An 18,249-nucleotide genomic window follows, 5' to 3' on the forward strand; every position below is an offset into this window, starting at 1 on the left:
AATGTCAGGATTCATCGATTAATGAGTAAAACATATGATCAACGCGAAAAAAATTGAAGATATCGCTAAGCAAGTGACCGAGTCGATACCGCCAAGTTTAAAAAATTTAGCCACAGATTTCGAAGATAAAACCAAAACGGTATTGCAACGTAAATTATCACAACTAGATGTGGTTTCTCGTGAAGAGTTTGATGTACAAACGCAAGTCTTGTTGAAAACGCGGGAGAAAATCGAGCAATTAGAAGCAAAAATTGCTGAACTTGAAGCTAAATTAACATAGTTTTACTGGTTGATATTTAACTGCAAAATTATTCTTTCATTAAAGGTGAAAGTGTAAAATCGAATTATTTGTATTTACTTTGCTGTGTTCTTGGATATTTGTCCTATACTTGGGGCCTCTAGTGCTGAAAAAGCGTGGTATAGGGATAATATAAATCCACAGGAGCAAGCATATGAAACGTGCAATATCAGTAGCATTAAGTTTTTTACTTTGTTTTTCAGCGGTAGGTAAAGATCGGTTAGAAGTTTATCAAGATTATGATTTAAGTAATGAAATTATCATGCTAACCACAGTCAAAATAGATCCCAATATGGAAGATGTTTATCTTGCAGGGTTAAGTCAAACTTGGATCAAAGCGGTAAAATTACAAAAACAGTTAGGGTATATTAAAGATTGGGGCATTTACGGTAGTGATTTACCACAAAGTGGCGACTTTAATATGATCCTTTTAGTGAAATTTGCTAATGCAGCCGATTTAGAGCCGAATAAAAAACGTTATGAAGCCTTTATGAAAAAATGGGGTGAAGATAACAAGAAAAATTCTCAAAAGGTATCAGCTAAATATCCTGAGGTCAGAACACTTACTGGTCAGTATCGTATGAGAGAAATCTTGATGAAGTAATCAAGGCTACAGGGTTATTAGTCCATCACTAATAATCCTTTGTTATGATTTTTAGATAAAAATCAGATATAAAGTTTATACTCATTAAACGTTACTTAACAATGTTAGCTTTTCCAAGATGAGGCAAATGAAATAAACTCCTGGTTAGGTAATGGTTTAGACCAATAGTAACCTTGTCCTATTTGGCAGTTTTGCGTTTGTAGTAACTCCATTGTTTTTTGATCTTCTATACCCTCAGCTACATTTGTAATACCTAAGCTTTGACTCATCTTAATGATGGCTTTGACGATATGATAATCATGCTCAGAGTCGACTATCTTGCTGACAAATGAGCGATCTATTTTTAGCGTGCCGACGTTAAATTTATTTAAGTAACCTAAGTTTGAATAGCCTGTACCAAAATCGTCTATCGCAAAGGTGATCCCTTTACTGTGTAATTGATGGATTTGGTTTTGGATATGTGAAATATCGTCAATGATAATTGATTCCGTGATTTCTAATTCGACATAATGAGGTGAAAGGCCATGCTTTTGGAGCGCCTGTATTACAATATTTGGTAAGTTGCCACGGCGAAAGTCAATGGGTGACAGGTTAATTGCTACCGTTAAATGGTGTAATCCTTGGTTATGCCATTGCGCGCAGTCTTGGCATGCTTGATTAATTAGCCATTTGGTCATTTGAACAATGATGCCTGACTCTTCTGCTAACGGTATAAATACTTCAGGGGAAATAAAGCCGCGCTCGTCATGGTGCCACCTAAGTAAGGCTTCAGCTCCTATAATATGTTGAGTGCTTAAATCTACTTTGGCTTGATAATGAAGTGCTAGCTTATTTTGACTTATAGCCGACTTTAGTGATTGTATAAGTGCATATTTATGTTCAGCTATCGCGCTCATTTGTTGATCGTAAAACTGGAAGCTGCTGGTATTTTTATTACTTGATTGTTGTAACGCTAGATGCGATTTCTGCCTTAAGCTCGCTAAATCTTTACCATCAAATGGGGCAATTGCCACACCAAGAGAGACTATTAATTCAACTTCATAATCATTAATGATAAATGGCTGGTTGAGTACCTGAATTATTTGTTCAATGAAGCGTTGTTGTTGCTCGTGGCTTTTCGATACTTTCAAGAGAATAAACTCTACCCCTTGAAAGCGGTAAAGAGACTCGTCCTCATGAATGATTGAAGTGAGTCGTTTGGCTAATGCGATTAATAATTGATCACCATTATCATAGCCTAAAGAATTGTTAATAGTGCGTAAGTTATGAAGATCGAGTGTAATAAATGCCAGTAATTTATTTTCAATAGCTAATGTATCAAGTTGTTTTACTATGTGTTGGGCACATATACGCTCATTCGGTAATAAAGTCAGGCTATCATAATTATTTAGTTTTTCAGTACGTTTGAGCTGTTGTTTAAGTTGGTGATTATTGCTCTGTAATTTGGTCATTGTGCGTTTTATATCTTGAATATAACGGTAAAAAATAACGGAAGTGAATAAGTAGATAATGGTGATGTCTGTTGCCCGAACAAAGTAATTATGGTTTTCGGTTATATTTAGGGTGATATAATTGTTATTGTGTGAATAAAGTAGAAAAAAAATGATGACAATAATAAATAATATTAAGGGTAGAGAAAGCAGAGGAGCGTTTAGCATTAGTGCTAATAGTATGATTGCAGGTAATGCCGTTAATGCCGTATCAAAGAGCCCTATGTTGTGCCATGCGAGATAGCTTACTAAGATAGTTAGGCTCCAGAGCATTAAATTAGTGACTATGCTTGCTGTATCGATACATGACCAATAGTATAAAAATGATACCCACCCTATACAAATCATTAAACCAATTTCTATTTCATCAAAATCAGAAAACAGAACTTGGCTGATAAGAATCGTACTCAGGCCAATTAACACTAATATCAAGGAAAGTTTAATGTGTTTGACCAATAAGAGGTTTTCATAATACGAAAGATGATTATTGACTATCATGACTGTTCTCTTCGCATTGCCAGCCAATCATGATAAAGACTGAAACATTTTTGGGGATTGGTTCGTTGTTTTTCTTTTGACCAGTACATTGCTTGATCAGCACATTCCAGCAAAGCTTTTAGCGATGTTTGATCATCAGGAAATAATGTGGCTCCTATAGAGGCAGTGACACTTAAACTGCTGTCGAGCTGAGGGATAAATAATGGTGCTTCGATAAGAGCGATGATTTTATCGGCGATATCTTTTAGTTCAGTTGCCGGTATATTCGGTAGCACGATGATAAATTCATCGCCGCCCCAGCGAGAAAGGATATCTCTGCGACGCATCCCTTTGGTCAATTGGCTAGCTACGTGTATTAAAATTGCATCACCTGTTTCATGACCATGAATATCATTGATCGGTTTAAATTTATTTAAATCTAAGAGTAATAAGGCAAAAGGGGTTTTAGACTGGATCAATGCATTAATTTTTTGTTCACCGCCACGACGATTGAGTAGTTGCGTTAATTTGTCGGTGTTTGCTGTTTTATCTAATTGTTCTAATTGTTGTTTACGTTTGGAAATATCATGTAAGGTGATTTGATGATGCTCATTATAGGCATCGGTAATTGAAGCTGTAATGATGCATTGTACCCAAATTATCTCTTGGTTGTTGTTGATCAGCTGAAATTCACCGCTGGCAATTTCATCATTGGCAAAAGCCATCTCAACACAGTCATCAACAAGCGCTTGGTCGATAAATAACTCTCTCAGGTAAGGTCCATAGCTTCTTTTAAATGGTATATCGAGTTTTTTTAATAAATGTAAGAAAGCCTCGTTATATAACAAAATATTGCCTTTAGGCTCAGTTAAAATAATAGGGGAAGTTGATTGTTCAAATAGAGTGCGAAAATGCCGACTTAGCCGTTCAACTTCATCCCTTAAGTTGCGCTCTTGCTTGATTTGTTCCGCCGTTTTATCGAGTAACAGGTTAATATCTACGACTAAGGAACCTAGTTCACTGTGTTTATGATTGACAGGGATCCTTACTCGTTTTTTTGTCCCTGGTGTGATGTGGTGCAACCTATCTGCAATCTGGATAATTGGACGAGTTACTACCACATAAGCAACAATGATAATAATTAACGTGACGATGGCCGTTTGAATACCAATAATAAAAACATTATCAAAGCTGATTTTATTGGCCCGTTTGGTGATCTCAACTAAATTAGGGGTTATCGATAGTGTGCCAACTACACGATCTGGTTCAAAAGGGGAAAATATTTTAAATTCTAAGGTATCTTTCGTTTTCTCATATAAGGGGGATGTTATCTTAAGTGAAGGGGAGACTAAGTCGACGCCTTTTACTATATCGTTAGTGAGTAAACCATTGACAACCTCCGTAACCATCTCTTGCTCTTCAAGATAAGTTGCGATCGAAGCCGTAGGCGATATAGTTGAGTGTAATTGTGTCAGTTTAGTTTTGCTAAGTGCTAACTCATTGAGGTAAGTGATACGATAAAAAATCAGTGTTGAGAGAAACCCAACAGCTGAAGCTGCAAAAATAACGACAATCGCAAGTCGAAACACTAGAGCACTTTTATTCATTTAATTGATATACCACTTTTAATTGCTTAGTTAGTTTGGATATTGGGATATAACCAATCGCATCGTTATTGTTAGTAATGTATTGCACCACTTGTTGTTCAGTATTTTTTTGTATTGACGGCTTCACTCGACCAGTAAAACGCAGTCTTGACCAATAGGCATTTATACTTGCCAGAGAACGCCCTACCAATTGATGATAAAATTGTTGCTTAATAGGCTGTTCGCCATCTAAATCAACAGGGACAGCTTTTTCACCATCCGGAAAAGCAACATACTTTCCCATAAATAAATCAATGACTTCAGAGCGTGTCATTTGTTCAATTGGGTTTGCACTATTAACCACTACAACAATAGCTTCTTTTGCTGAAACAGCGTGTTGCCATAACGCAAAAGCAAGGCAGAGCAGGATTGAGCGATAGTAACAACGAGTCATAATGAGAAACTCATACTTAGTAATAGAGTATTAACATGGTCTTTTGGAGAATTATCACTATTATCAATCCATAAGGTGCCACCTTGTTGTTTAATATTACTATGGCTCCACTGTAAAGACAGTGCCATGTTAGCACTGATGTCCCAACGTAACCCCAAAGAAATAGTGTTCTGATTAGTGGCATAAAAGTTCATGTTACCTTCAACAGCATTAATTAATTCAGGAATGGCTGCTTCTATGACATTTGTTTCATTAAACTGATAATTATCTGATTGTGAAAATGCTGAAACCCCATAAATAGTATATTGATCGAATTGATAGGAAAGACCGAGATAACCACTGTTTATGGTTGGGATAACTGGAGAGTCATTGGCTTTAACTTGTGAAAATTCCGTCGTGAGTAACCAGCGATTAAAATATTGTTGATAGCTTAAAGATAAATATTTAATGTTTGTATTCAATACGCGTAAAGTCTGCGAAAAGCTTGAAGCATTAGGCCAGATAGTAACTGGCACAGTGTTGATAGCACCTATTAGTGCTAATGTGCTTTGGGTTTCATTGGCAAGCTGGGCTGCGGAATAGCGTGCTTGGATGATCCAATCGCTTTTATCATAACTAACAGAAGCCCCTAAAATATTATCTACTTGAATTTTCTCGGTGATATTACTTGTTGATAGGTAAGAGTCAGATTTTCCGGTAAAAATTTTGCTCGTTAATGTACCTTCATTTAAACGAAGCTGATAATTGATATCTGCACCATCAACAAAACGAAACGGTATGATACTGTAGACCTCATTTGGTACTGTTGCCCATGGATTGGCAATCCCAATATCGCGATATTCAGTGATCAGAAAAATATCGATGGCAGTTCTGCCAACTCTAATTGCCCATTCTGGCTTTGGAGCGTAGCGTAAAAAAGCCATGGTTAGGTAGTTATCAAGTGATTTTTTGGCCATATCTTTTATGACTGCTTGGCCAACAAAATCAAATTCATTGGAGAGCCCGACGTTGACTTGCCCACCTATAAGCGAATGTGACAATAAATCCAGATCACCAGAAAAAACCCCCTTATCATAGCTAACATCCTTACGATAACCATAGGTATCAGAATCAGTTGTTGTCAATGCAAGGGTACCAAAGGCACTAAATTGCATATTGCTATTAGCGAAGCAACTGAATGAAGTTAAAGACGAGACGAGTAGAAGTACTTTTAACAACATAAATTTCATTTAATTTTTTAGGTAGGCTAGTAATTTAAAGTTAGAAGGTAACGTACTAATTATCAAGCAGATCAAGGAAAAATACTGATTGTATATGTATTGTAATTAACGTAATGATTATGTCTTGGAAGATAAAAAAACCACTTAATTTGCAAAGTGGTTTCTCGATTAAGCTAAAAATGCTTGATACGCTTGATTATCGGTTTCTTCCTGCCATTGGTAAGCTAAATCTTTTAAGTGATTGAAAAAATCAATGGTGTCATCATTATCCACGCCAAAACCTGCTAATACTTGCCCAAATGCGGCACCGTGATTGCGATAATGGAATAAGCTAATATCCCAGCGTTCGCCTAAGGTATCGAGAAATTTCTCTAATGCTCCGGGATATTCAGGAAATTGAAAACGGAAGATGCGCTCTTGTGTTGCTGCCGGGTTTTGCCCGCCGATCATATAACGCACATGTAACTTAGCAAGTTCATTATCGGTCAAATCGTTTACTTGATAATGCTGTTGCTCTAATGAATGGATCAATGTTTGCCTATCTTCAGAATCTGTCACTCTTACCCCAACAAAAACATGAGCATCATTGCTTTTGGGGGAATTTACCGCGTGACGATAATTAAATTCGGTGATCACTCGCCCTTGTAAGCTGTGGCAAAACTTCCTGAAACTTCCTTTTTGCTCAGGAATGGTGACTGCGAGTACCGCTTCTTTTTGTTCACCCAGTTCACATCGTTCAGAAATATAGCGCAACGTGTGAAAGTTCATGTTGGCGCCGGATAAAATTGCGACTAACGATTCATCCCCTTTACTTGTTTGACAGTATTTTTGTAAACCTGCTAATGATAATGCCCCCGCCGGTTCAGCAATAACACGAGTATGTTCAAAAATATCTTTAATGGCGGCACAAATCTCGTCGGTATTGACTGTGATGACATCATCACAATATTGTTTGATCAACTCAAAAGTGTGATGACCAATACGTTTTACTGCAACGCCATCTGCAAACAATCCTACTTGGTCAAGATCTGTCGGCTGGCCTGCAGCCATTGCCGCTTTTAGGCAGGCAGAATCCTCAGCTTCCACACCAATGACTTTAATGTTTGGTTGTAACTGTTTTAAATACACCGCCATACCGGCTAATAAACCACCACCGCCAACAGGGACAAAAACTACATCGGTTTTCGGCTGTTGTTGTAATAACTCTTTTGCGACTGTGCCTTGGCCAGCAATAACATCGACATCGTCAAAAGGAGGGATAATGGTTTTATTTTCTTGTTGGGCAAACTGGAGCGAAGCTGCTTGTGCTTCGTTGAAACTTTTTCCTACTAAGCGTACCTCTGCGCCAAAACGTCTGACATTATCTACTTTTATTTCAGGGGTGGTGATCGGCATCACGATAGTGGCTTTAATGCCGAGCTTATTAGCAGCAAGCGCTAAACCTTGAGCGTGATTACCTGCCGATGCCGCAATGACCCCATGAATACATTGTGCCTCAGTGAGGTTAGATAATTTGTTATAAGCACCTCGTAACTTAAACGAGTGTACTGGTTGTTGATCTTCACGCTTTAAATAAATTTGATTACCTAAGCGAGCGGATAGTTTACCTAATAAGGTGACATCACTTTCAACCGCCACGTCATACACGGGTGCCAGTAAAATACGCCTAAGATAGTCGAGTGCTTGTTTTTGACTTGCCTGAGCAAGTTGTAGGGCTTGTTGCTCAGCTTCAGTCATTGGCATCACCATCAAGTAATGCTCTATTTCTCACTGCCCCTTTATCTGCACTAGTGGCTAACATGGCATAATTTTTTAGTGCGTAACTGATAGGGCGTACGCGATCCACAGGTTGCCATGCGTCTTTGCCTTTGGCGATCATATCAGCTTCACGCTGCGCCATTTCAGCCGCAGACACTTGTAACTCAATGATGCGATTGGGAATATCGATATGAATAATATCACCTTGCTCAACTAACCCTATCGCACCACCACCTGCTGCTTCTGGAGATACGTGGCCAATCGATAAACCTGAAGTGCCGCCCGAGAATCGACCGTCGGTGATTAAGGCACATTTTGTGCCTAAGCCCATTGATTTTAAATAGGTGGTTGGATATAACATTTCTTGCATACCTGGGCCACCTTTGGGCCCTTCGTAGCGAATCACAACCACTTCACCGGCAACCACTGAGCCATTTAAAATACCTTCAACCGCAGCATCCTGACTTTCAAAAATATGTGCAGGGCCAGTAAAAGTTAAGTTTTCATCCGCTACCCCGGCGGTTTTTACGATACAACCGTCGAGGGCGATATTGCCAGAGAGAACAGCTAAGCCGCCTTCTTTGGAGTAGGCATGCTCAAGTTTACGAATACAACCATTTTCACGATCGTCATCTAAGCTGTCCCAACGGCAATCTTGGCTAAATGCTTTTGTGGTGCGAATACCTGCAGGACCTGCGCGATAAAAATCTTTCACCGCCTGATCTTGGGTTAAGGTAATATCGTATTGTTGTAATAACTCTTCCAGCGTGGTGCCTAACACGTTAACAACCTTGGTATTGAGTAAGTTTGCTCTTGCAAGCTCGCCTAAGATAGATACGACACCACCCGCACGGTGAACATCTTCCATATGATATTTTTGCGTAGAAGGTGCTACTTTACATAGTTGTGGTACTAAACGTGATAAACGATCAATATCTTCCATAACAAAGTCAACATCTGCTTCTTGTGCCGCCGCTAATAAGTGCAACACGGTATTAGTTGACCCGCCCATGGCAATATCTAAACACATCGCATTTTCAAATGCCGCTTTGTTAGCGATATTTCTGGGTAAGGCGCTTTCGTCATTATCACGATAGTAGCGCTGCGTTAAGGCTAAAATTTCACGACCTGCTCTTAAGAAAAGCTGCTCACGATCTGCATGAGTTGCTAGCATTGAACCGTTACCCGGCAAGGCTAAACCTAATGCTTCGGCTAAACAGTTCATTGAATTTGCGGTAAACATACCTGAGCATGAACCACAAGTAGGACAAGCTGAACGTTCCACTTGCTCACTTTGCTCATCTGAGACCGTTGGATCAGCGCCTTGGATCATGGCATCGACTAAATCCAGTTTGATTATTTGATCTGAGAGCTTGGTTTTACCTGCTTCCATCGGGCCGCCAGAGACAAAAATTACGGGAATATTCAGGCGCATGGCAGCCATCATCATTCCTGGCGTGATTTTATCGCAGTTTGATATACACACCATGGCATCTGCGCAATGGGCATTGACCATATATTCAACCGAATCGGCAATTAAGTCACGCGATGGAAGGCTATAGAGCATGCCGCTATGTCCCATGGCAATACCATCATCAACGGCAATGGTATTGAATTCTTTTGCAACACCACCTGCTTCTTCAATCGCACCTGCTACTAGCTGGCCCATATCTTTTAAGTGCACATGACCCGGCACAAACTGGGTAAATGAGTTAACTACGGCAATAATTGGTTTACCAAAATCATTGTCGGTCATTCCGGTTGCACGCCATAACGCACGTGCCCCCGCCATATTGCGGCCTTGAGTAGAGGTTGCAGATCTTAATTTAGGCATAATAGTGTCCATGTGAGCATTTCAAGTGTTAATGTGAAAACCTATTTCAGCTAATCGGTTTTCATATTAATACTTAGGAGCCAAAGTATGGCTCCTAATGGATAGATAACGTTATTTAACTGGCGCTAACCATGAATCATCAATATCTGTACTGCCATCAAACATGCCAAAAAACGCTTGTTGCAATGCTTTGGTGACAGGGCCTCGAGAACCTGTACCGACAGGCATACCATCAACGGTTTTAACCGGTACCACTTCTGTTGCCGTTCCTGTCATGAAAAATTCATCAGCAAGGTATAAGGATTCACGAGAAATTGGTTCTTCACGCACTTCATACCCCAGTTCTTTCGCTAATTGCATTACGGTATCACGAGTTAGACCTGGTAAAATTGATGCTGTGCTAAACGGAGTGTAGATCACGTTATTACGTACTAAGAACAAGTTTTGTCCCGCACCTTCACTGACCATATTATTAACATCTAAGGCAATACCTTCGGTGTAACCATGGCGGCTTGCTTCCATTGAAATTAATTGCGAAGACAAGTAGTTACCACCCGCTTTTGCAGCCGTTGGCATAGTGTTTGGTGCTAAGCGATTCCAGCTTGATACTCCCACGTCAACACCATTTTCAATTGCTTCCGCGCCTAAGTATGCTTCCCAGCTAAAAGCCGCGATCATTAAATCTGCTTTTGCATCGGCAGGCGGACGTAAGCCCATGCCGACATCCCCTAAAAATGCCAGTGGACGCAAATAAGCAGCATCTAAATTATTTTTTGCAACGGCATCTTTACATGCTTGCATCACTTCTTCCGGAGTGTATGGAATATTCATGCGATACACTTTTGCTGAGTCGAATAAGCGTTTGATGTGTTCTTCTAAACGAAAAATACAGGTGCCCTTGTGAGTTTTGTAGGCACGAATACCTTCAAAAACTGATGAACCGTAATGTAATGCGTGACTCATTACGTGCACTGTGGCATTTTGCCACGGCATGAGTTCACCGTTAAACCAAATGAGTTCTGCACTTACTTTAGCCATGTTTATTTCTTCCTAATTCTGTTTGACTTACTCACGAAAAATTCGCCAATAAGTTAATTAAATATTTGTGCTTGTCGTATATTAGTATAACTATTTTGCGCTACGTTGGCGCGACCGCGTTATTGTCTACCGAGACATCTTTGATGTCGATCAGTTTATTAATTTGATCAATTAAAAGTTCAATGGGACGATCACTACTAATTTGTAATTTGATAGTGCCAATATGGGTACCGGTATTGACCTTGGCTTCGATGCCATTAATTAAAAAACCACGATAGCGCGTCACTTGTAAAATACGCTCAAGTACCACTTGCTTGTCGTCAACATGGATTATCAGTTGGTAATGATTCATCTTAGCTGTTCTCCATCATTTTATCGTTGGCAGTTTCAGGTGGGACAAGCGGCCATACATTCTCTTTGGCATCGATTTTTACGTGTAATAAGTAGGCACCATCATGGTTAAACATCTCATCAATTGCTGCCGATACCTGGTCTTTGTGATGTACTTGTTTTGCTTTAATATCAAAAGCTTGTGCTAACATTAAAAAGTCAGGGTTGTCTGATAAATCGGTTTCACTTAAGCGACCATTAAAAAATAAATCTTGCCATTGGCGTACCATGCCCAGTTTCGCATTATCAATAAGCACAATTTTAACGGGTAGTTGAAAACGTTTAATGGTGGATAACTCTTGTACATTCATCATCAAAGAACCGTCACCAGAGACGGCGATAATACAATCATGTGGACGACTCACTTGTGCGCCAATGGCTGCAGGTAAGCCAAAACCCATGGTACCCATGCCACCACTGGATAAAAAGTTGCTTGGATCGTTAAATGCCATGTGCTGTGCCGACCACATTTGATGTTGGCCAACGTCGGTGGTGACACAAGTATTTTTTGGCATTTTTTCACTGATTTCTTTGAGTACCGCCGGGGCAAAAATAGCATCACCTGGGTGATCATAGCGCCATGCAAAATCGTTTTTCATTTGCTGGCAATGTTGTTGCCATTCCTTAATGGCTAATGGTATCGCCAGAGCAGGCAAATTGACTTTTAGATCACCTAAAATAGCAGCATCTGCTTTGCGTCGTTTGTCTATTTCTGCGGTATCGATATCAAAATGGATCACTTTGGCATGTGGGGCAAATTTTGCTAATTTTCCGGTAACGCGATCATCAAATCTAGCACCAACAGCAATCAATAAATCACATTGTTGAACAGCTAAATTTGCCGCTTTAGTTCCGTGCATCCCTAACATCCCGAGATAGTGCTCATGATCTGGGTCGATTGCACCTAAGCCCTTTAATGTCGAAACACTCGGCATATTGGTTGTTTCAATAAAGGCACGTAATTCATCGACCGCATTCGCCATGCCAACACCACCACCAACATAGATCACCGGTTTTTTTGCCTTGCTGAGCATAGCAATTGCAGAGCCAACATTGGCTGGCGGCAAGTTGACTTTATTTTTCAATCGGGTGACTTTAGGGTGGGTACTTTCAACATGCGCCAGTTGAACGTCTTTAGGGATGTCGACCAATACAGGGCCCTGGCGCCCTTCTAATGCGATAGCAAATGCTTGATGCAATACTTTTTCTAATTCATTAATATTGGTTACTTGAAACGAATGTTTGGTACACGCAAGTGATAAGCCAAAAATATCGATCTCTTGGAAAGCATCTGATCCCATAGCAACAGTAGGTACTTGACCGGTAATAGCAACAACAGGAATTGAATCGGCGAGGGCATCGGCAAGACCCGTGATTAAATTCGTTGCGCCAGGTCCAGACGTTGCCAAACACACACCAACTTTTCCAGATGCTCTAGCATACCCTACGGCTGAAAATGCCGCTCCTTGTTCGTGTCGGCAAAGAAAGTGGTTTACGTCACTGTCATATAATGCATCGTAAATTGGCATAATGGCGCCACCGGGGTAACCAAAAATATCGGTTACTCCATGTTGCTGCATTACATCAAATAATAATGAACCACCTGTGTGCTGCTTGTCATTTGTCATTTTTAATTAACTATTCAAAATTTCAAATTGCTCAATTTTAAATAGTGTGCTCCTTTCGTGTTGCTAACCTTTACGTTTAGGTTAATTAATGCCGATAAACGAAAAACCCCCCGGTCCTTTCGGAGCGAGGGGTTTGTTTGTTTTTCTTTCGTAAAATTTAGCTTAACAAACGCCCTCGCGATGATTTAATAATCACCACGACGAGAATGTTAATAATTACAACGCTAAATTTTTTCATGTTAGTTATTCAGTTACTTTGAAAATTTATTAAATATTTTTGGCATTTGCCAGCCTTATTAAATTAGTATCATAGCTCTAATTCACAGTGCAAGCTTTTTTATTAGCGTTTTTTTATTACATGAAATTTTTTTGGTTATAAGCGGTTTAGAAATATCCGTACGTGGCTCGCAAATCTGGGTAATTACGACTACGCTTTTTATATGATGGACTTAAGTTTTAAATGGATGTTATATGTCTCTTGCCTGTGTTTATTCTCGTGCCCGTTTAGGGTTAGATGCGCCACTTGTCAGTGTTGAAGTACACTTAGCTAATGGTTTACCGGCTTTTAATATCGTCGGTTTGCCCGAAACATCAGTACGAGAATCAAAAGACAGAGTGCGTAGTGCCATTCTCAATTGCGGCTATGAATTTCCTGCTAAACGCATCACCATTAATCTTGCTCCGGCTGATTTACCAAAAGAAGGTGGGCGATTTGACCTGCCGATTGCCGTTGGCATTCTTGCCGCATCAGAGCAAATTGTTAGTCAAGGATTGTCACAATATGAATTTGCGGGAGAGCTAGCATTATCAGGTGAATTACGACCTGTGATTGGCGAAATCCCGATGGCGATAGCCTGTAATAAAGCAGGGCGTGCTTTAATTATTCCAGCGCAAAATGCCGAACAGGCAAGCTGGGTAAAAGATGCCAAAATATATGAGCTTAAGCATTTAAGTGAACTTTACGGGCATTTATTGCAACAGCAAAGCTTGCCTTTAGTGGCAGCTAAGCCCAGCACTGCATATCAACTCGATTATCAACAAGACATGAATGATGTGATTGGTCAACCACTGGCAAAAAGGGCGTTAGAGCTGGCGGCTTCAGGTGGTCATAATTTGTTATTTATCGGTCCTCCTGGCACAGGAAAAACCATGCTTGCCAGTCGTTTGCCTGGTATTTTGCCTCAAATGACTCAAGCAGAAGCGTTGGAAGTTGCCGCGTTACAGTCGATCAGCCATGGGGTGATTGAGCAAAAATCGTGGCTAACACGCCCATTTCGAGCGCCTCATCACACCGCATCATCTGCGGCATTAGTGGGAGGAGGTAGTCAACCCAAGCCGGGAGAAATATCATTAGCGCATCATGGCGTATTATTTTTAGATGAATTACCTGAGTTTGAACGTAAAGTGCTTGATGTATTGCGTGAACCCATGGAATCTGGCGAGGTTACTATATCGCGAGCATTACAAAAACAAACTTATCCAGCTCAATTTCAACTGGTTGCCGCGATGAACCCAAGTCCGACCGGTTTTTATAATGATAACCGCAGTAGTCCTGAACAAGTGTTACGCTATTTGAATAGACTGTCAGGGCCCTTTTTGGATCGTATTGATATTCAAATTGAAGTTGCTCGTTTGCCAAGAGGCATGTGGAGTAAACATTTAGCCGATAGTGAATCCAGTGAGCAGATTCGCCAGCGGGTTCAACAGTGCCGTGCTGTGCAATTGTCTCGTCAAGGAAAAGCAAATGCACAATTAACCAGTACGGAACTGTTAACGTATTGCAAACTCTGCAAGGATGATACTGAGTTTCTCGAGTTAGCCGTAGAAAAGTTAGGTTTGTCGACCAGAGCCCATCACAAAATACTTAAAATAGCGCGTACCCTTGCTGATATGGAAGGTGAGCAAAATATTTTACATGCTCATTTGATTGAAGCGTTATCTTATCGCGCAATGGATCGAATATTACGCCACTTAACGGATGCCGTGACAGTTTAAATGGCCCGCAAAAACGCTTGGATCAAGCTTTGTTCACGGCTTTGATTTAAACAACAGATACCAAGTTCAAATGGTGCAATATCTCCGACCCCTTCAAGATACTGTACTCTGTCTTTAACGGGGCTATTTTCGACAACGACTTTTGGCGCAATGCCGACACCACAACCTAAGGCTACCATACTGACAAGGGCTTCATGACCAGCAACGGTGGCGTAAATATTGGGTTTACCTTGTTGCTTGCGGCGATACCAGTAGTCAAAGCGTTTTCTGGCAACCCCATGCTCAGGCAAGATCATCGGTATATTAGCCCAAGGGATCACCGATTGGTTCACCGCTTGTTGTACCTGACAAGCCATGGTTGGTGCAATGACAGCTAACGGAATTTGAGCAAGGGCTTGAAAATGAAACATCCGTGACAGTGTTTCGGGCTTTACCGCAATAGCAAGATCAACCGCTTGTTGCTGAACTTGTTCAAAGGCATCAGCGGCATCACCTGTGGTGAGCATAATCTCAACTAAAGGGTGCTGTTGGCGAAAACTGTCTAATAACGATGGTAAGTGGCTATATGCAGCGGTTACCGAGCAAAAAATGTGCAGCTTACCTTGTAACTGGGTTTGTTGATCATTTAATGCTAATTGCAGGGACTGCCACTGCGCTAGTTGTTGTTGAGCAAACTGTAAAAACTGCTGACCAGCTTCGGTTAACACTACCGAACGATTATCACGTAATAGCAATTCACAGCCGAGCTCTGTTTCTATGCGTTGAATGGCACGACTTAAAGTCGAGGCACTTACATGATGAGCTTCAGCGGTTTTGCCAAAATGTAGTGTTTGCGCAAGGTGGCAAAACATTTTCAGTGATTTTTGTTCCAATATTATCTCGATTTCGCTTGTGTTTAATCGTTGTTGCAAATTTTGCAATGATACGGTGCAAATATATCATTTTAAGCAATGTTAAACTTGCGCTACCATAGATGCAAGTCAGAAAAGCTGACCACAATCAGATAATTTACTTACAGTCATGATAACTGTGGGGATTTAAGGAAAAGAGATGAGCAATTATTTTAATACGTTAAGTTTACGTGAAAAGTTAGCCCAGTTAGGCAAGTGTCGCTTTATGAAGCGTGAAGAATTCAGTGATGGTTGTGAGTTTATTAAAGACTGGAATATTGTCATTGTTGGCTGTGGTGCTCAAGGTTTAAACCAAGGTTTAAACATGCGTGACTCTGGCTTAAACATTTCTTATGCCTTACGTGAAGCTGCCATTAAAGAGAAAAGACAATCGTGGCAGTGGGCGACTGAACACGGTTTTACCGTGGGTACTTATGACGAGTTGATCCCACAAGCGGATTTGGTACTTAACTTAACGCCAGACAAACAACATACCTCAGCGGTTAATGCGGTAATGCCGTTAATGAAACAAGGCGCAACTTTATCATATTCTCATGGTTTCAATATTGTTGAAGAAGGCATGCAAATTCGCCCAGATATTACTGTAGTGATGGTGGCTCCTAAGTGCCCAGGTACTGAAGTACGTGAAGAATATAAACGTGGTTTTGGTGTACCAACTTTAATTGCGGTTCACCCAGAAAATGATCCTCAAGGTAATGGTTTAGCCATTGCAAAAGCTTATGCTTCAGCAACTGGCGGGGATCGCGCTGGCGTACTTGAATCGTCATTTATTGCGGAAGTGAAATCAGACTTAATGGGTGAACAAACCATTTTATGTGGCATGTTGCAAACAGCTGCGGTTTTAGGTCATAAACAATTATTAGCTCTTGGTGTTGATGCAGGCTATGCCCGTAAATTATTACAATACGGTATCGAAACCGTCACTGAAGGACTAAAACATGGTGGCATCACTAATATGATGGACCGTTTATCAAACCCAGCAAAAATTAAAGCGTTTGATATGTCTGAGCAGTTAAAAGGTATTTTACGTCCGTTATTTGAAAAGCATATGGACGATATTATTGAAGGTCATTTTTCTGCCACTATGATGGAAGATTGGGCAAATGACGATGCTAATTTGCTAAAATGGCGAGCGCAAACGGCAGAAACATCGTTTGAGTTAGCACCAGATTGTGAGAAAGCCATTGCTGAACAAGAGTATTACGATAAAGGTATCTTTATTGTTGCTATGGTTAAAGCGGGCGTTGAACTTGCTTTTGAGTCTATGGTTGCTGCCGGTATTATCGAAGAATCTGCTTATTATGAGTCATTGCACGAAACGCCGTTAATTGCTAACTGTATTGCCCGTAACAAGTTATATGAAATGAACGTGGTTATTTCAGACACAGCAGAATACGGTAACTATTTGTTTACTCATGCTGCACAACCTATGTTAGAAGAGTTTGTCAGCCAGCTAAGTTTAGAAGATTTAGGTGAAGGCTTAGCGCAAAGCGATAACGGCGTAGATAACGTTAAGTTAATTGATGTTAACGAAGCTATTCGCAGTCATGGCGTAGAAATTATCGGCAAAGAATTACGCGGTTATATGACAGATATGAAACGCATTGTAGAGTCAGCGTAAATACACTTATGTGGCCTATCGGCTGAGTCAAATACGAAAAATCGACAGTGCTAAGCATTGTCGATTTTTTGTTTTTTGGTTTTAAAACTACTGTAAAGTGTTTGATAACCAAAGCGCAATATCATTGGCAAGAAACTTTTTGGACCTGAGTAGTGATTGCCCGAGTAGATCACCTTTATAAGCTCTGGCTAATGTATGATTATCGCCATTCCACTCGAATAACTCTTTCGTTGTTTCAAAGGTACTGGTGTGTTGCGTTGAAGCGATGAAATAGATCGGAATATCAATTAAGTTTTTAAAGTGTTCTTTTTCCATATAATTGAGTATAGGCGTTAACATAACAAAGCTGTTGATACGAATATCTTGTGCGAGATAGATTGCTTGGGCGGCTGAACAACCAGCAGAGACAACCGCAATGTTTTTCATTTTATCAATTCGCTTGCGTAAATATTGGTATGCCGCCATGACATCATCTTTCCAATATGAGGTAAGGAGGGTCACTTCTGATTCATAGCTGCTAATATTTTTAGCGCCTTTTTTGATATTAGTGTGGGAAAAATCATCAGAAACACTATCACCATAACCACGTAAATCAAGTGCTAATGCATGAAGGCCATGTTCTGAAAGTTTTTCAGCTAATTGGCTATAGGCGTTACTGTCATGACTACAATCATGCAGTAATAACACTCCTGCTTGTGCTGCATTTCCTGCGTAGTATTTTCCCGCTAACATAAAGTTTTGTTTGGTCATAAACTTAACTTCGTTCACATCAACTTTTTGCTCTGGCTCGACAACTTTTGTTGCCAGCTGTTGTGAAAAAGCTGGTGTTGCTAACAAGCAGCTAACACACAAAAGGCTAGCGATAATGGCTTTTTTATTAGGGGAAATTAAGGTAGTTATCAAAGTTATTCCTAAGGTTATTTCAGCACACACATCATTAGGTTA

15 protein-coding genes are annotated in these 18,249 nt (G+C 40.3%); 4 read left to right on the top strand and 11 right to left on the bottom strand.

Annotated elements, in window-relative coordinates:
- The first annotated feature begins 34 nt into the window (after positions 1 to 34).
- The gene (locus IV514_RS14815; protein WP_206486065.1) at positions 35 to 280 is read left to right on the top strand and encodes an accessory factor UbiK family protein; all 246 of its coding nucleotides are present in this window, start codon (positions 35 to 37) and stop codon (positions 278 to 280) included.
- Between the two features lie 172 nt (positions 281 to 452).
- Positions 453 to 902 (top strand): hypothetical protein, encoded by a 450-nt coding sequence (locus tag IV514_RS14820; RefSeq protein ID WP_206486066.1) that lies wholly within the window; start codon positions 453 to 455, stop codon positions 900 to 902.
- 104 nt (positions 903 to 1,006) lie between these two features.
- Here the strand turns inward: IV514_RS14820 and IV514_RS14825 are convergent, their stop codons facing one another.
- From IV514_RS14825 to ilvG, 9 genes are all read right to left on the bottom strand, one after another.
- Positions 1,007 to 2,890: a bifunctional diguanylate cyclase/phosphodiesterase gene (locus IV514_RS14825; RefSeq protein ID WP_206486067.1), complete on the bottom strand. Its 1,884-nt coding sequence runs from the start codon at positions 2,888 to 2,890 to the stop codon at positions 1,007 to 1,009.
- Positions 2,887 to 4,476: a sensor domain-containing diguanylate cyclase gene (locus IV514_RS14830; protein ID WP_206486068.1), complete on the bottom strand. Its 1,590-nt coding sequence runs from the start codon at positions 4,474 to 4,476 to the stop codon at positions 2,887 to 2,889. Before IV514_RS14830 ends, IV514_RS14825 begins: the two co-directional genes overlap by 4 nt.
- A complete protein-coding gene (locus tag IV514_RS14835) occupies positions 4,469 to 4,909 on the bottom strand; it encodes a hypothetical protein (RefSeq protein ID WP_206486069.1) in 441 nt (146 codons plus the stop codon). The genes IV514_RS14830 and IV514_RS14835 overlap by 8 nt, the downstream gene beginning before the upstream one ends.
- Entirely contained in the window at positions 4,906 to 6,063 is a 1,158-nt protein-coding gene (locus IV514_RS14840; protein WP_206486070.1) for a hypothetical protein, read from the bottom strand. The genes IV514_RS14835 and IV514_RS14840 overlap by 4 nt, the downstream gene beginning before the upstream one ends.
- 234 nt (positions 6,064 to 6,297) lie before the next feature.
- Positions 6,298 to 7,866, bottom strand: a complete 1,569-nt coding sequence (gene ilvA, locus IV514_RS14845; protein WP_241242394.1) for a threonine ammonia-lyase, biosynthetic — start codon at positions 7,864 to 7,866, stop codon at positions 6,298 to 6,300.
- Positions 7,859 to 9,721: a dihydroxy-acid dehydratase gene (ilvD, locus tag IV514_RS14850; RefSeq protein WP_206486071.1), complete on the bottom strand. Its 1,863-nt coding sequence runs from the start codon at positions 9,719 to 9,721 to the stop codon at positions 7,859 to 7,861. The genes ilvA and ilvD overlap by 8 nt, the downstream gene beginning before the upstream one ends.
- Positions 9,722 to 9,832: 111 nt before the next feature.
- Positions 9,833 to 10,759, bottom strand: a complete 927-nt coding sequence (locus IV514_RS14855; RefSeq protein WP_206486072.1) for a branched-chain amino acid transaminase — start codon at positions 10,757 to 10,759, stop codon at positions 9,833 to 9,835.
- A 100-nt stretch (positions 10,760 to 10,859) separates the two neighbouring features.
- Complete coding sequence (gene ilvM / locus IV514_RS14860; protein WP_206486073.1) at positions 10,860 to 11,111, bottom strand: acetolactate synthase 2 small subunit; 252 nt, start codon at positions 11,109 to 11,111, stop codon at positions 10,860 to 10,862.
- Between the two features lies 1 nt (position 11,112).
- Positions 11,113 to 12,777, bottom strand: a complete 1,665-nt coding sequence (gene ilvG / locus IV514_RS14865) for an acetolactate synthase 2 catalytic subunit (protein ID WP_206486074.1) — start codon at positions 12,775 to 12,777, stop codon at positions 11,113 to 11,115.
- A 471-nt stretch (positions 12,778 to 13,248) separates the two neighbouring features.
- On the opposite strand from ilvG, the gene IV514_RS14870 reads away from it, so the two are divergent.
- Positions 13,249 to 14,772 (top strand): YifB family Mg chelatase-like AAA ATPase, encoded by a 1,524-nt coding sequence (locus IV514_RS14870; RefSeq protein ID WP_206486075.1) that lies wholly within the window; start codon positions 13,249 to 13,251, stop codon positions 14,770 to 14,772.
- Here IV514_RS14870 and ilvY read toward each other — a convergent pair.
- Complete coding sequence (gene ilvY, locus IV514_RS14875; RefSeq protein ID WP_206486076.1) at positions 14,769 to 15,644, bottom strand: HTH-type transcriptional activator IlvY; 876 nt, start codon at positions 15,642 to 15,644, stop codon at positions 14,769 to 14,771. The genes IV514_RS14870 and ilvY overlap by 4 nt on opposite strands.
- Positions 15,645 to 15,822: 178 nt before the next feature.
- On the opposite strand from ilvY, the gene ilvC reads away from it, so the two are divergent.
- Positions 15,823 to 17,304 carry a ketol-acid reductoisomerase gene (gene ilvC / locus IV514_RS14880; protein WP_206486077.1) on the top strand — a complete coding sequence of 494 codons (1,482 nt, stop codon included), beginning with the start codon at positions 15,823 to 15,825 and terminating at the stop codon, positions 17,302 to 17,304.
- A gap of 87 nt (positions 17,305 to 17,391) precedes the next feature.
- Here ilvC and IV514_RS14885 read toward each other — a convergent pair whose 3' ends face one another.
- On the bottom strand, positions 17,392 to 18,207 hold the full coding sequence (locus tag IV514_RS14885; protein WP_206486078.1) for an alpha/beta hydrolase: 816 nt from the start codon (positions 18,205 to 18,207) through the stop codon (positions 17,392 to 17,394).
- Positions 18,208 to 18,249: the final 42 nt, after the last annotated feature.

The organism is Thalassotalea sp. G2M2-11, assembly GCF_017168195.1.
GTDB lineage: Bacteria > Pseudomonadota > Gammaproteobacteria > Enterobacterales > Alteromonadaceae > Thalassotalea_E.